At 37.8% G+C, this 14,803-nt stretch carries 12 protein-coding genes; 8 read left to right on the top strand and 4 right to left on the bottom strand.

Annotation, left to right across the window (positions count from 1 at the left end; translation table 11 throughout):
* Positions 1-293: 293 nt before the first annotated feature.
* Positions 294-1,634, bottom strand: a complete 1,341-nt coding sequence (locus tag E6H07_09935; GenBank protein TMI66198.1) for a hypothetical protein — start codon at positions 1,632-1,634, stop codon at positions 294-296.
* A gap of 283 nt (positions 1,635-1,917) precedes the next feature.
* On the opposite strand from E6H07_09935, the gene E6H07_09930 reads away from it, so the two are divergent.
* From E6H07_09930 to E6H07_09910, 5 genes are all read left to right on the top strand, one after another.
* Entirely contained in the window at positions 1,918-4,260 is a 2,343-nt protein-coding gene (locus E6H07_09930) for an NADP-dependent malic enzyme (protein TMI66197.1), read from the top strand.
* 107 nt (positions 4,261-4,367) lie between these two features.
* Entirely contained in the window at positions 4,368-5,111 is a 744-nt protein-coding gene (locus E6H07_09925; GenBank protein ID TMI66196.1) for an ABC transporter permease, read from the top strand.
* Positions 5,112-5,120: 9 nt separating this feature from the next.
* Positions 5,121-5,930 carry an ATP-binding cassette domain-containing protein gene (locus E6H07_09920; GenBank protein TMI66195.1) on the top strand — a complete coding sequence of 270 codons (810 nt, stop codon included), beginning with the start codon at positions 5,121-5,123 and terminating at the stop codon, positions 5,928-5,930.
* 23 nt (positions 5,931-5,953) lie between these two features.
* Positions 5,954-6,772: a DUF4198 domain-containing protein gene (locus E6H07_09915; GenBank protein ID TMI66194.1), complete on the top strand. Its 819-nt coding sequence runs from the start codon at positions 5,954-5,956 to the stop codon at positions 6,770-6,772.
* Between the two features lie 65 nt (positions 6,773-6,837).
* The gene (locus E6H07_09910; protein TMI66193.1) at positions 6,838-7,419 is read left to right on the top strand and encodes a hypothetical protein; all 582 of its coding nucleotides are present in this window, start codon (positions 6,838-6,840) and stop codon (positions 7,417-7,419) included.
* On the opposite strand, the gene E6H07_09905 is transcribed toward E6H07_09910, so the two are convergent.
* Entirely contained in the window at positions 7,420-10,344 is a 2,925-nt protein-coding gene (locus E6H07_09905; GenBank protein ID TMI66192.1) for an FAD-binding protein, read from the bottom strand.
* 207 nt (positions 10,345-10,551) lie between these two features.
* On the opposite strand from E6H07_09905, the gene E6H07_09900 reads away from it, so the two are divergent.
* The 3 genes from E6H07_09900 (at position 10,552) to E6H07_09890 (ending at position 12,962) form a co-directional block, all read left to right on the top strand.
* Positions 10,552-10,806 carry a short-chain dehydrogenase gene (locus E6H07_09900; GenBank protein TMI66191.1) on the top strand — a complete coding sequence of 85 codons (255 nt, stop codon included), beginning with the start codon at positions 10,552-10,554 and terminating at the stop codon, positions 10,804-10,806.
* 424 nt (positions 10,807-11,230) lie between these two features.
* The gene (locus E6H07_09895; GenBank protein ID TMI66190.1) at positions 11,231-11,644 is read left to right on the top strand and encodes a hypothetical protein; all 414 of its coding nucleotides are present in this window, start codon (positions 11,231-11,233) and stop codon (positions 11,642-11,644) included.
* 403 nt (positions 11,645-12,047) lie between these two features.
* A complete protein-coding gene (locus E6H07_09890; protein TMI66189.1) occupies positions 12,048-12,962 on the top strand; it encodes a lytic transglycosylase domain-containing protein in 915 nt (304 codons plus the stop codon).
* A gap of 7 nt (positions 12,963-12,969) precedes the next feature.
* On the opposite strand, the gene E6H07_09885 is transcribed toward E6H07_09890, so the two are convergent.
* Entirely contained in the window at positions 12,970-14,049 is a 1,080-nt protein-coding gene (locus tag E6H07_09885) for a hypothetical protein (GenBank protein TMI66188.1), read from the bottom strand.
* Positions 14,050-14,196: 147 nt separating this feature from the next.
* On the bottom strand, positions 14,197-14,781 hold the full coding sequence (locus E6H07_09880) for a disulfide bond formation protein DsbA (protein ID TMI66517.1): 585 nt from the start codon (positions 14,779-14,781) through the stop codon (positions 14,197-14,199).
* Positions 14,782-14,803: the final 22 nt, after the last annotated feature.

Below are 14,803 nucleotides of genomic sequence, written 5' to 3'. Positions count from 1 at the left end.
AAATATTTTCTTTCATGTACTCTTCTGGCTTTTGTCTCAGGCAACTCTTTCTGTCAAAACACTAAAGAAAAAATGAATCAACTAAAAAAAGATCCTAAGACAATTGAAAATGCCGCAAAAGCAGATGCAGGTTTGATCAATAAAAAGAATGTTATTGATAGCACATCGACAATTACAACAAAAAAAGAAAAGAGAATTGATTGTAAATGTGCAAGAAAACAAAAAGCAATTTCAAATTAAAATAAAAGCCCGGATTACCGGGCTTTTATGAATTCTTCATATTTATTGGCCCTTTAAAACTTTCGCATTACATCAACTGCTCCTTTAAAGAAAGGCTGATCTAATATTTTATTACCGGCTAATACTTTCTGGTCTGGAACATACACTTCTGTTTGCTGTAATCTGAATGCCCCCGAGCTGATATACCTCAAAACGCTTGCAAATGCTGATTCATTTATATCGCCCCAATCCTTGTCAAGTCCATCCGCAACCTGGTTATTTAAAGCAAAGCCATCAAAGTAATTGCCTTCTCCATTTTTATTGACAGTCCTGAAAGAAACCGGGAATATGTACCAGTCACCAATTGGTATTGGGAAAAATCCAACAGGCTTGCCGTGTGTTTTTGTTGGTCCTACCAATACAACCTGCATATAAGGTTTAAGATTATTGATCAGCAATTCACTTGCAGAAGCTGTACTATTACTAACTATAAAAAATACACGGTCTAAGTTCAATGTTCCTTTCTTCTGGAAAAAAGTGCTTTCGTTGTATTGAGTGTATTTATCATTGAATTGTTGCTTCATCATTAATTGCCCATTACCTGCGGCATTGATAAGATAATTCGCTAGTTTTTCTTGCATAGAAACATAGCCTCCACCATTATACCGAAGATCAACTGCTACTTCATTTACATTTTCTGCAGCAAACCGAGCAAAGATATGTTGAAACTTGTTGTAAATATTCGTGGTATCACCAAGAAAAGAATTGAATACGAAATAACCTACTTTTTTTGACCCAGCAGTATAAACAGAATCAAAAAAGACGGGCTGGTCATTGTAGGCTCCGCCATTCAAGCTAATATCCACCAAAGAACCATCTGGCTTTTTAAAAGTAAAGCTGCTCGCAGGACTATTATAAACAGCATCAATAATAAAGTTTGCATTGGTTGTAGAAATATTTGTGCTGTTATTGATCTTTGTTATCTGCCAACCCCGACGTATACCTGCCATACCAGCAGGTGATGACTTTTCTACGTAACGAACTCGCAGGTCACCTTCAGCTCTAAAAAAAACATTCATACCAAAATCTAACGCAGCACCTGAACTTACATTATTCCATTCGTCTTGTTTTATTGCAAAACTCCACCGGTCGACAGGTTGACTAAATCCAGGTTCATTACTATAACTGCGAATAGCTGTCATAATTTCATTTGGACCGGCATAAGAACGAGCATTAAATGAAGCCGGTATTTGAGAGTCCCACAAATAAATATCCCTGGAGTAGATCAATGTAGAATCTTTGATCATTTCAGCAGTTACTACAGGTTGTTGCGGATCAGGATTTGGAGTATCATTCTTTTTGCAGGATATTAATATGCTTACCAAGGCAGCAAAGCCAAAGAGTTTTAATTTCACGTTATATAGTTTTTGATTATCTAAAAAAAATAACGCTGCTATTCCGCAAAAATTTTTCCAGATTTCTTGTAGTAAAAGCTTTTAACAACTCCAATGTCATTTATTTGTAACGCTAATTTTCCAATTAGAAATGCTGTTCAAACTCAGAGGTTTTTTTTATTAAACAGACACTAGATTTGTACAGAATAATGGCACTTTCCATCAAAATCCCTCGACAATTATAATTTTGTACATTGCATCCCATTCAGAATAAGTGCAGAAAGACGAACAATAAAATCAGGCTATGTCCAACGAATTGCGCAAACAACAGGCTCTTGAATATCATGCAAAAGGGAGACCCGGAAAAATTGAAGTAGTTCCTACCAAAGAAGCAAAAACACAAAGAGACTTATCGCTTGCCTACAGTCCCGGTGTAGCTGAGCCTTGTCTTGAAATTGCGGCAAATATTGACAATGTTTATAAATACACGGCAAAAGGAAATTTAGTAGCGGTGATAAGCAATGGAACCGCTGTTTTGGGCTTAGGCGATATTGGTCCTGAAGCAGGCAAGCCTGTAATGGAAGGCAAAGGTGTATTGTTTAAGATCTTTGCCGACATTGATGTGTTTGATATTGAGATAAACGAAAAGGACCCGGTGAAATTTGTACAGATCGTAAAAGCATTGGAGCCGACGTTCGGTGGAATAAATTTAGAAGACATCAAAGCACCTGAATGTTTTTACATTGAACAGGAATTAAAAAAATTACTTCATATTCCTGTCATGCATGATGACCAGCATGGTACTGCAATTATTTCTGCTGCTGCATTGCTGAATGCATTGGAAATTCAAAAGAAGAAAATCGATAAAGTAAAAATTGTAGTAAATGGCGCCGGTGCTGCTGCTATTTCCTGCAGCCGGCTCTATGAAGCATTGGGCGCAAAGCATGAAAATTTCCTGATGCTGGACCGCAAAGGTGTGCTACATCATGGCAGAACAGATCTGGACGAAATAAAAAAACAATATGCCATTGGAAATAAAGATATGACGCTGGCAGAGGCGATGAAAGATGCGGATGTATTTATCGGTTTAAGTTCGGGTAATTGTGTAACTCCGGAAATGGTAAAGAGCATGGCTAAGAACCCGATCGTATTTGCAATGGCCAATCCTAATCCTGAAATAAGTTGGGAAGATGCAACAGGTGCAAGGAAAGATGTTATCATGGCAACTGGCCGAAGCGATTATCCTAACCAGGTAAATAATGTACTCGGCTTCCCTTATATTTTCCGTGGCGCATTGGATGTTCGTGCCACTGCTATTAATGAAGCTATGAAACTTGCAGCAGTAAAAGCATTAGCAGATCTCACAAAAACTCCTGTGCCTGATATTGTGAACATGGCATACAACGAACAGAACATCCTGTTCGGCGCAAATTATATTATTCCAAAACCACTTGACCCAAGATTATTATCAACCGTAGCTCCTGCTGTTGCAAAAGCTGCAATGGAAAGTGGGGTAGCCAGAATTAATATTGAAAACTGGGACACTTATATTACTACACTTAACAAACGTCTTGGGTTGGATAACCAGGTGATGAGAGTATTGGGTAACAAAGCCCGTCGTGATCCCAAACGAATTGTATTTGCAGAAGCTGATAATGTAAAAATTTTAAAAGCTGCGCAAATTGTTTTTGATGAGGGTATTGGCTACCCTATCCTGTTAGGTGAAGAACAGAAGATCAGACGTATTGCTGAAAGCAACGGAATAGACCTGGAAGGTTTACCAATACTCGACCCGAGAGGCGAAGAAACAGAAGAAAAAAGAAATAAATATTCAGAAATATTTTTAGCTAAAAGAGGAAGAAGAGGTTTCAATGCTTATGAGTCTAAAAAAGTAATGCGTGACAGAAACCATTTCGGATGCATGATGGTGGAATGCGGTGATGCGGATGCAATGATCTCAGGTCTTACAAAAAATTATCCTGATACGATCCGTCCTGCATTGCATTGCATCGGCACAGAGCCCGGTGTTCAAAAAATTGCAGGCATGTATTTAATGCTTGCAAAAAAAGGCCCGTTATTTCTTGCAGACACAACAGTAAACTTCAATCCTACTGCAGAAGAACTTGCTGAAATAACTTTACTAACAGCAAAAGAAGTAAGGAACTTTAATATCATTCCACGGATTGCGATGCTGAGTTATTCAAATTTCGGAAGCAGTAATTCGCCAGAAGCACAATTAGTGGCAAAGGCAAGACAAATAGTGAAATCTAAAATGCCAACTTTGTTGATTGATGGTGAGATGCAGGCCAGCGTAGCTTTCAATAAAGAGTTGATGAAAGAAAACTATCCCTTTAGCGAACTGGTAGACAAAGATGTGAACACTTTGATATTTCCTAACCTTGCATCGGGCAATATTGCCTATAACCTGATGAAGGAACTGGAAGCTGCTGATGCAGTTGGCCCGATATTATTAGGATTAAATAAACCTGTTCATATTTTACAATTAGGTAGTTCTGTACACAGCATTGTAAATATGGCACTGGTAGCAGTATCAGACGCACAAATAAAAAGCAAAACAGCTACCGCAGAGATTGTAAAAAAATCTCCGTGGTGGAAACGGTTCCGGAAAGCGAGCAGGGATATGTAAGTTCAGATTGAATATTACCGTTGAATATTAAGCGCTGAGCATTTCTCCCCAAGCAATTCTTGTGTCTTGTGCCTTGCTCGTTTTTCCTGTATATTGCACATTAACGCATGACTATTTTCCATGACATAGGCCAGTACCTGCTGATGCTAAAAGGCATGTTCCATAAACCGGAGAACATGAAGATGTACTGGAAAGAATTTATGCATCAATGTTCTGATATCGGCATTGGTTCTTTACCCATCGTTTGTATCATTTCTGTTTTTATGGGTGCTGTGTCAACGGTTCAAACAGCCTACCAGTTGGTTTCACCTTTAATTCCTCCTAGTACCATTGCACAGATCGTTCGTGATACAATGATCCTTGAATTTTCTCCTACACTTATCTGTATAGTACTGGCAGGTGTAGTGGGTAGTAAAATTGCAAGCGAACTTGGCAATATGCGTATCAGCGAACAGATAGATGCATTGGAAATAATGGGTGTAAACTCGAAAACCTATCTCGTAATGCCGAAAATTCTGGCAGCATTGGTAGTTGTTCCAATGCTGGTTGTTATCTCAGGTGCCTTAGGCATCTGGGGTGGTCGCCTTGCTGGTGAAATGGGAGGTATTATTTCTCCAAGCACTTATGATAAAGGTTTACTTGAATACTTTGTTCCGTTCAATGTAATTTTTGCAATGTGCAAGGCCTATACATTTGCATTTATTATTTCCAGCGTACCCGCTTATTATGGTTATTATGTAAAAGGTGGTGCCTTAGAAATAGGAAGGGCCAGTACAAAAGCTGTTGTTGTAAGCTGCATACTTGTTTTATTAGCCGATTATTTATTAGCAGCATTATTACTTGAAGCCTAAAAGATTCCTTTGATCGAAATAAAAAACATAAAAAAATCATTTTCCGATAAAACTGTGATCCAGGATGTAAGTTCTGTGATGAAGTCAGGGCAATGCAATCTCATCATCGGGTCAAGCGGCAGTGGAAAAACGGTATTAATGAAATGTATGGTTGGCTTGTTTGAACCCGATCAAGGAAGTATTGAGTTTGGTGGTGAAAATTTTACTGCCATGACAACTAACCAGCGGACGGAGATACGCAAACAGATCGGTATGCTGTTCCAGGGTTCGGCTTTGTTTGATAGTTTGACGGTTCAGGAAAATGTGATGTTTCCACTGAGCATGTTTACTAAATGGAATTTTAGAAAAAAACTGGACAGGGTAAACGAAGTATTAGACCGGGTAAACCTTAAAGATACCAACAAGAAATTTCCGGCCGAGCTTAGTGGTGGAATGAAAAAAAGGGTAGGTATTGCAAGGGCCATTGTTTTAAATCCCAAATATCTTTTTTGTGATGAACCCAACAGCGGTCTCGATCCGCAAACATCGCTAGTAATTGATAAGCTGATACAGGAGATCACAACAGAATATAATATCACTACTGTTGTAAACACTCATGACATGAATAGTGTGATGGAGATCGGAAATTATATTCTTTACATGTACCAGGGACACAAAGAGTGGGAAGGCAGCAATAAGGAAATCATTTTCAGTAAAAACCAACGACTCAATGATTTTATTTTTGCTTCTGATTTTTTGAGAGATGCCAAAGAAATGCGGATGCTTGAGGAAACAGGAAAAATGCCGAATGACAGGAATATGGATGATATGATAAAGTGATTTATTGATGTGCGAATTTGAGAATGTGCGGATTAAAAAGACCCACAATGAAAAAGATTCTTTTTGCATTTTCTTTGCTTGCCCTGTTCATTTTACTATCCTCTCATGAATTCTGGTTACAACCCAATAAATACATTTATGACCGTGGCGAAGAAATAAATATCCGTTTTATTGTTGGGGAGGATTTTGAAGGTGAGAACTGGCAAGGCGACAGCTCAAGGATCAATAATCTTATATTTTATTATGGTGGTGTAAAGGATATTATTTCACCAAACTTTTTTGCTGAAAAAGGCGATTCCCTGCAATTGAGACAATATGATGAGGGGACAAGTATGGTTACCTACAACAGCAAAAATTCTTTTATCACTTTAAATGCAAAAGATTTCAATGAATATCTTGAAGAAGAAGAACTAACTGATGCGGTAGAATATCGCAAACAACATGACGAAACGGACAGCAGCGGTTATGAGTTTTACCAGCGAAGTATAAAAACAATTTTCCAGGTAGGAAATATAAAAGATGAAACCTATAAGCTAGCCACAAGCTTACCGCTGGATATTATTCCGCTTTCACATCCTTATAAAATATCAGATGGTGATTCGCTAACTGTTAAAATTATTTTTAAAGGCAAACCACTGACCAATGCAATAATCAAAGTTTGGAATCGTCGTGGTAATGAAACTTTGAAATGGACAGTTATTTCCGATAAAAAAGGTCTTATAAAATTTCCGGTAGCAACAAAAGGAGAATGGATGGTAAGCTGTGTGAAAATAGTTAGGATATATGAGCCTCCTACAAACTGGCAGAGCTACTGGGGAAATTGTACATGGGGATACTATTGAAAAATACTACTAAATGGGTAGCTGGTATTTCCGCTTAATAGAATAGTTTTACGAAAACTTCCGGCATGAGAAAGCAATTTCTTCTTTTTCTTTTTACAGCAATTACATTGACCGCCTGGGCGCAGGATTTTCCTGGATTAAGATCAACAGATAAAAAAAAGTTGCTTGCAAACGGTATAATGATCCCTTTGCCTACGTGGCTACCGGAAGGTTTTAAACTGGATACATTTGAATTGAAGACGAATAAGAACACACCCATTCAGGATAAAATGCTTTATGTGCAATACACAAAAAAAGTAAATGACAGTACATGGCAGTCGTTTATAGTAGAAGCTGGTTTTGATGGATTGGGCAGTTTAGGGTATCCCCCGGAAGCAATTCAATCTGCTGTTGGTAAAATTGATTTGTATTATCAGCCTTATGAAACAAGTGTTATTGGAAAAAGGGAAAAACAGGAAGACATGATCTCTACCGAGTGGTTTGAAATAAACAAAGTTGCCTTTCATGTTTTCTGTATCGTCACTATGCCCGGCGGTGAATTCGAAGCGCTGGGTGATGAGGACGAGGGGGAACACAAATACCAATACAAGGCAATAAGTAAAGATGATTTCAAAAAAATCCTGCAAAGCCTTCAGGTTTTAAAATAACTATACCAAAGCTTCATACAGAATTTCCACCGGATGCTTCGCAATCCGGCCTGTTCCATCTTTTACCTGGTGACGACAACTGGTGCCCGGAGCAGCTATAATAGTTTGTTCGTCCGCAGATCTTACTGCGGGAAATAAAACTAACTCTCCAACTTTCATTGATAGATCAAAATGTTCTTTTTCATAGCCAAAACTACCCGCCATACCGCAACAACCGGAAGGGATCGTTTCAACAGAATAGTTTTCCGGGAATGATAATATCCTTTCGGATGATAAAACAGATGCCAATGCTTTTTGCTGGCAATGTCCGTGCAGCTTTATTTTGTGTTGTTCTTTTGTAAATAACTGCTTGCTGATATTTCCTTTCTCCATTTCTGTAGCGATAAACTCATCGATCATAAAAACATTCTTAGACAAATCCTTTGCTGCTTCCAGGTTTTCATCGTCGGCCAGATCAATATATTCATCCCTGAAAGTAAGAATCGCAGATGGCTCCACTCCTACCAACGGTGTTTTATCATTTATTAAAGAAGAAAGAAGTTTAATATTTTTATTTGCAATTTTTTTTGCAGCCCGTATCAATCCTTTTGACAACCATGCACGACCACTTTCCTCATGCTCAGGAATAATAACTTCATACCCGAGTCTTTCAAGCAACTGGATTGCCTTTATTCCTATTTCCGTATCCAGGTAGTTAGTAAACTCATCATTAAAAAAATAAATCTTTCTCCTGGTTCCTGGCTCCGAACTTCTAGCACCCGACTTGTGACTATCAAACCATTTCTTCAGCGTCATCTTATACATTTTTGGCATGCTCCTTTCCACAGCGAATCCTGATAATGACTTAACCCATTTACCAACCAGCTTGTTTGTCATTATAAAGTTGTAAGCCCCTGGCCAGATACTTCCCAATGCAGCGGACTTGTTAAACCATGCAATAAGCTTCGAACGAAACGGAACTCCATTTGCATCATAGTAGTGTTGTAAAAACTCAGCTTTCAGTTTTGCTACATCCACATTACTCGGGCATTCGGATTTACAACCTTTGCAACTCAAACATAAGTCCATTACATCATATATTTCTTTGTGATCATAACGGTTCATCTTATCTGAGTTCGTTAGAAACTCACGAAGAATATTTGCCCTTGCCCTTGTTGTGTCTTTCTCATTCTTTGAAGCCATATAGGAAGGGCACATCGTGCCGCCGCTTAAATGTGTTTTACGGCAATCACCACTCCCATTACATTGCTCTGCATGTTGTAGTATATCCTGGTTATGAAAACGGAATACGGTTTTAAATTCAGGAGTCTTTTGGCCGGGTACATACCGGAGCATCGTATTCATCGGAGGCGTATCAACGATCTTGTTTGGATTGAAAATATTATTGGGATCCCATGCTTTTTTAATTTCCTTTAACAGGCTATAATTTTTGTCGCCTACCATTTGCCTGATAAACTCACCCCTCAACCTGCCATCTCCATGTTCACCACTTAATGAACCGTTATATTTTTTTACCAGTGTTGCAATTTCCTCGGCAATTGTTCTGAATAATTTATTCCCTTCTTCTGTTTTGAGGTTTATGATCGGACGCAAATGCAACTCACCCGAACCAGCATGTGCATAGTGAACAGAATACAGGTTATACTTTTTTAAAATTTCATTGAACTCACGGATATAAGCTGGCAGATCATTTACATCAACTGCTGTGTCTTCAATTACTGGCACAGCCTTTTCATCACCCGGTAAATTACCAAGCAATCCCAAACCAGCTTTTCTCAACGTCCATATTTTTTTTGCATCACCACTAAATAATAAAGGGAAATAATAACCCAATCCTGCAGCCTGCATTTCCTCTTCACATTTTTTTGCATCAGCTATCACCTCCTCTCTTGTATTTCTTGCAAATTCGATTACCAGTATCGCCCCGGGATCGCCTTGTACAAAAAAACGGTTCTTCTGTTGTTCAATATTATTTTTTGTACACTCCAATATATAATGATCGATCAACTCACTTGCACTGATATTATATTTTACAGCAATTAAATTAGCCCTTAGTGATTCATCAATAGAATTAAAATGCACACAAAGCAATCCTGTTTCTTTTGGTGGAAGCGGAACAACATTTAATTTGATCTCTGTAATAAAGGCCAGGGTTCCTTCTGAACCAGCAATCAGTTTACAAAAATTAAAATCTTCTGAACCAGCAGTAAATGGTGCCGTTTCTAATAATAAATCAACTGCATAGCCGGTATTTCTTCTCTCAACTGATTTTTTAGGAAATTCCTTCCTGATCTCAAGCTGGTTATCATAATTACTTAACAAGCCTCTTACTGTTCTATAAATATTTGATTCGAGACCTTCGCTTTCACACTTCTTATGAAATTCATCGATCGATAAGGACTTAAATACTGCTTCACTCCCATCACTCAGCAATGCTTTTACCTCCAGCAGATGTTCTCTTGTGCTTCGGTACACAATAGAATTGGATCCGCAACTATTATTGCCTATCATTCCGCCCATCATTGCCCTGTTGGCGGTTGATGTTTCGGGTCCAAAAAATAAGCCCTGTGATTTTAAAAATAAGTTCAGCTCATCCCTGATAACCCCGGGCTCTACTCTTACCCACCCTTCCTTTTTATTCAATTCAATGATTTGGGTAAAATTTTTAGAAACATCCACTATAATTCCGCTCCCCACCACCTGGCCAGCCAGAGAAGTGCCTGCTGTACGGGGAATTATTGAAGTATGATTATTACTTGCAAAGGCGATCAGCTTTTTTAAATCTTCTATCGTTTTAGGAATGGCAACAGCCAGCGGCATTTCTCTATATGCGGAGGCATCCGTTGCATACAGTGTACGCATCGTGACGTCAAAAAAAAGCTCGCCATCCAGTGTTTGTGCAAGTCGCTTCAGCTGATCATTCATGTGTCCGGAAAAGATAGTTGAAAGAATGCAAATTTAAACCGATTGAAACAGGAATAGCCAAAGCTCAAGGGGTATTTTTCAGGCTATATAAATAATCCTTCACTGCCGTTTACCAACATTTGTTAAAGATGATTATATTGGTGTATAATCCTTTTACAGAAAATTTGCTGTGAATTTTAAAATATTATCTTTACTCAAATCATAACCATGCACAGTCCGGATATTGCTAATATCGTAGAAAAAAGATTCCTTGAACAGGAACCATTAAAAGTAGAATTTAAAACCCGCCAGCCTATTATTGGTTTGTTTATTAAATTCAGGGACTATGATGAACTGAAAGCAAAAAACTTTTGGCGCATCGTTCCTGAAGCAAGAATCAAAGACTACAAGAAGACACAGGATTTTAACCTGAGCCGGATATTTAACGGACAGGAGTTGACAAAACTTACCATTCCCAAATAGATTAATCTATTTCAAATACAATGAGGTTCTGAAATCAGGACCTCTTTTTTATGCCTTGGCTTTATGATACTTTATATCGTTTGTCCAATTAAATAAGATTATTGGAATAAAGACAAATCTGCGAAATCTAAATTTTAAGGTTGGGTGTCATTCAACTACCATTATTAAGGGGCTGATTCTTAGATTATTAATTCTAAAAAAAAGGATTGGGTATCTATAATGGTCATTGAATTTGATTTGCAACAGACCAAACTCGCATCTACATTTACATCATCAAATCAACATGCTTCCACCCGGTAATTCAAATCCGGTTAATGAGTAATAGTTTCTGATTCTTCCTTGCCTTCTCCGATTCTTGCCTGCCCGGTTGCTCCATAAAAATTTTTAAACAAACATTTTTGTGTAACTATTAAAACTTAAAACTATGAAACAGATCTTTCGTAACAACCGCTTTATCGCAATTGCATTGATGACGGTATTTTCAGTGGCAGTAGCTCAGCCTGTTTTTGCTAATGGTGGTAAAGACAAAGAAACGGTAACCCGCTTAAACTATGTGGGCACTATCAACAGTCACCAGATTTTTCAGCTGAATGTAACAGGAGATGAAACCAATAATGAGTTCACCATCCTGATAAAGGACGAGTTTGGCAACCAGATTTATAAAGAAAATATTAAATCTGAAAACTTTACCAAACGTTTCCTTTTCGATGCTGAAGAGTTGAGCAATTCTTCGCTGCATTTCGAAGTACTGAGTAAGAAAACAAAAAAATCAGTAGTGTATGAGATCCGCAGTAGCGTATCGATGGTAAAGAACGTAGCTGTAACCGAAGTAAAATAGGATAACAATTTAAACTTTACTCTTGAAAAGAAAAGGGACATCCGTAAATGGATTGTCCCTTTTTGTCTTTTATACAACTCAGTACAGTGTTACTAAAACTATCGGAGAAATACTTACAATCGTAGATTTTCAATGACATAATTACTGTGGAAAAGTTAGTAGTATGAGCACCACATCGTTAAGTTGTCATAGAGGTTTTACTAACCTTAATTAGTAGGATATAGAAAAGATGCTGAGTACTTTTGCTTCAGTTATTCGAAATAAGCGAATGCTTTAACACCGGTAAATGAAAAAACTAAAACTGACTCCGGCAATGTTTCTGCATCAAGCTTGACCCGATAATACCTTGTAAATTTTTCCGAGATCCAAATCCTGGTCAGCATTAATCACGAAAAACACAACGATGAAAACGTATCTATGGAAAGTAATTTTATTGTACCCTATTTTAGCTTTGACTATACCAGGATCATTTGCTTATGCAACCCCTCCTGATCACAAACCCATAAAAAGCGGTATCAATATTAAAGCAAGCTTGGCATTAAAATCAATAACTGATTTTCACGATACACTTGCTGCATCTATTATTAATACAAAGAAACTAGTGTTAGTCCCCGAGATAAAGCTTCATTCTTCAATGGAAGGTTTTGTAAAGGACTACATGAAACAGAATGATGAAATGCTGGATTATATCCTGCTTAACCGTAACTCAAGTTTTACAACAATTGAGAAAGTTCTTGAAAAATACGGATTGCCTGAAGAGTTAAAATACCTTGCTGTTATAGAATCAAAATTAAAATCCAATGCAACCTCAAGGGTTGGTGCAGCTGGCATGTGGCAATTAATGCCCGGGACAGCAAGGGAGCTGGGTCTAAAGGTGGCCGGCAAAACAGATGAAAGAAGGTATGCTTATAAAAGCTCTGTTGCTGCTGCAAAATACCTTAATGACCTATACAAACAATATGATGACTGGCTATTGGTGATCGCAGCTTATAACAGTGGACCTGGTTATGTAAACAAAGCAATAAAAAGATCAGGCAGCCGTGAATTCTGGAAGTTGCAATACTTTTTACCGAAAGAAACAAGAATGCATGTAAAGAAATTTATCGCTACCCATTTTTATTATGAAGAAAAAGGAAGTCTTGTAACGCTTACAAAAAAGGAAAGAGAAAAATATCTTTTAGCTTTAAAAGAATTTGAAGCTATTCAAAACGAAGATAAAATTCCAGGAACTGAACCCGATTCAACAAATGGCTTTTTTAACTGGACCGTTGTTACCCAAGATGAGCATTTTAAATTAAAAGCAATATCAAGAAGATAACAATTCCTTATTGATATTGTATGTAAACAGGCTGTGGTTTTAGTTGCAATAATTCCTGGCGTGTAACCATGCGGCCGTTATTCTTTATATCATTTTTATAAAACAGTTTGAAGCCTGTGTATTCAACAGGTTCTTTATAAATAAACTGCTTATAAGTATTTACCTTTTTAGCCGGGAATCCCCAGCCATCCATGTGCATGATAAATTGCACTTCAGGTCTCAGTTTTATCTGATTGTACTGTTTTACCATTCCTTGTGTAAAACGATGCACAACAAGAATTTTTGGCGGCAGCTTATTTTCCTTTACAATAGTAGCAAGATAATCTGCAGCATAGTTAATATCGTCAGCATTAAACTCCCCGATCACTTTACCAGGTTTTTGACCACCTTTCATTGAAAACTCAGGGTCAATTCCTAAATGCACATTCGGAAGCTTGAGATATTCTTTCAACTCAGGTATTTCTGCCTGCAAATCGCTCAGACCAACTTGTATATCGAGAAAGACAATCGCATCAATTTGTTTTGCCATATTCAATACGGAGTCAATTTGTGAAAATGGCATTCGCAACCTGTACTTCCCACCTTTGCCCGGCAAACTTTGGGCAGTGACTGCTATATAATGCAATGCCGGCTGAACTTCTAGTACTGAGTCTGCTTGTTGCCATGCTGCTACTTCTTCTTTTAATTTATTTAGCACATCAGTTTTGGGCAACTCTCCGAGGATACCCATTTGTTTAGAATATAAATTCCCGTAAAAAGCAATTATTCTTTTGTAAGGAAGTATTGCCCCATCCAATGGCATTGTTTCCCCTGTTACCCAACGACCCGATGAATCACCATTGATAATATGATTCATTTTTTGCTTATATAAATCTGTTGCAGGAGGGTTAGTATTTTCAATTTTTGGTGGTAATGATGAAACGGCAGGTTGAGCCGAAATTGAATGAGTTTTTGACGCTGGTTCATCAGAAGAAAAGCTGAAGCCAGAAAAAAAATAAACGGCAACTGCTGATAAACCGACTATAAAAGTTGCAACAAGATACCTTGTAATGATAGAAGTAGAACTCCCTGGATTAACGTATTTCATGAGGACTGGATTTGAAAATATAATAATAAAAGCTTTAATCTATTATACAGCATTATAACGCCGTATTTCTGCCTCTATTATATAAGTCATAAAAAATTATGCCACTCTATAAAAGAAAAAGCCCCAACTTTTGTCAGGGCTTTTTTATTATGCTCTTTTCTTTTCTGCTGGTTTTTGTCTTTTCGATTTCCTCAGCGCCGCATCGATTGCTTTACTCAGGTTTTCAAAACTGGGTTTCAATTCAAATTTTTCATCGTTGATAAAAAAGGCAGGAATCTGAGCAGGGATCTGCTTTATACCTCTGTCAATGCCTTCTCTCAAATCATCCTGCACTTCCCAACCATAGGTACCGTTTACAAGATCTTCTAAAAATCTTTTATCAACCACACCAGCTTCTTTGCTGTGCAGTTTAAGGCTGGTAGTTCCGAGATTGCGTCTCTTCTCGAAAAGTATATTATGCATCTCCCAGAACTTGCCAGTTTGTGCGGCGGCAACTGCTGATTCGCTTGCTTTCAAACTACGCTGGTGTATACGTGTAAGCGGAAAGTGACGAAAATTGAAGCGAATCTTTCCTTCGTATTTTTCCAGTAACTGTTTTACTACTTCATTTACTTTTGCGCAATCCTCATTTTCATACTCCCCAAATTCCATTAATGTTACTGGCGCATCTTCATCTCCAACAAATACATCTCTTGGTTTAATAATAATAATTTCTTCTTTTTTAAATGCCATGGTTTTTTTCTCCTTTCTTTCC

Source organism: Bacteroidota bacterium, assembly GCA_005882315.1.
Classification (GTDB): Bacteria; Bacteroidota; Bacteroidia; order Chitinophagales; family Chitinophagaceae; genus VBAR01.
The sequence above is the reverse complement of the archived record's forward strand: the minus strand, read 5'-3'. Positions and strand labels throughout refer to the sequence as shown.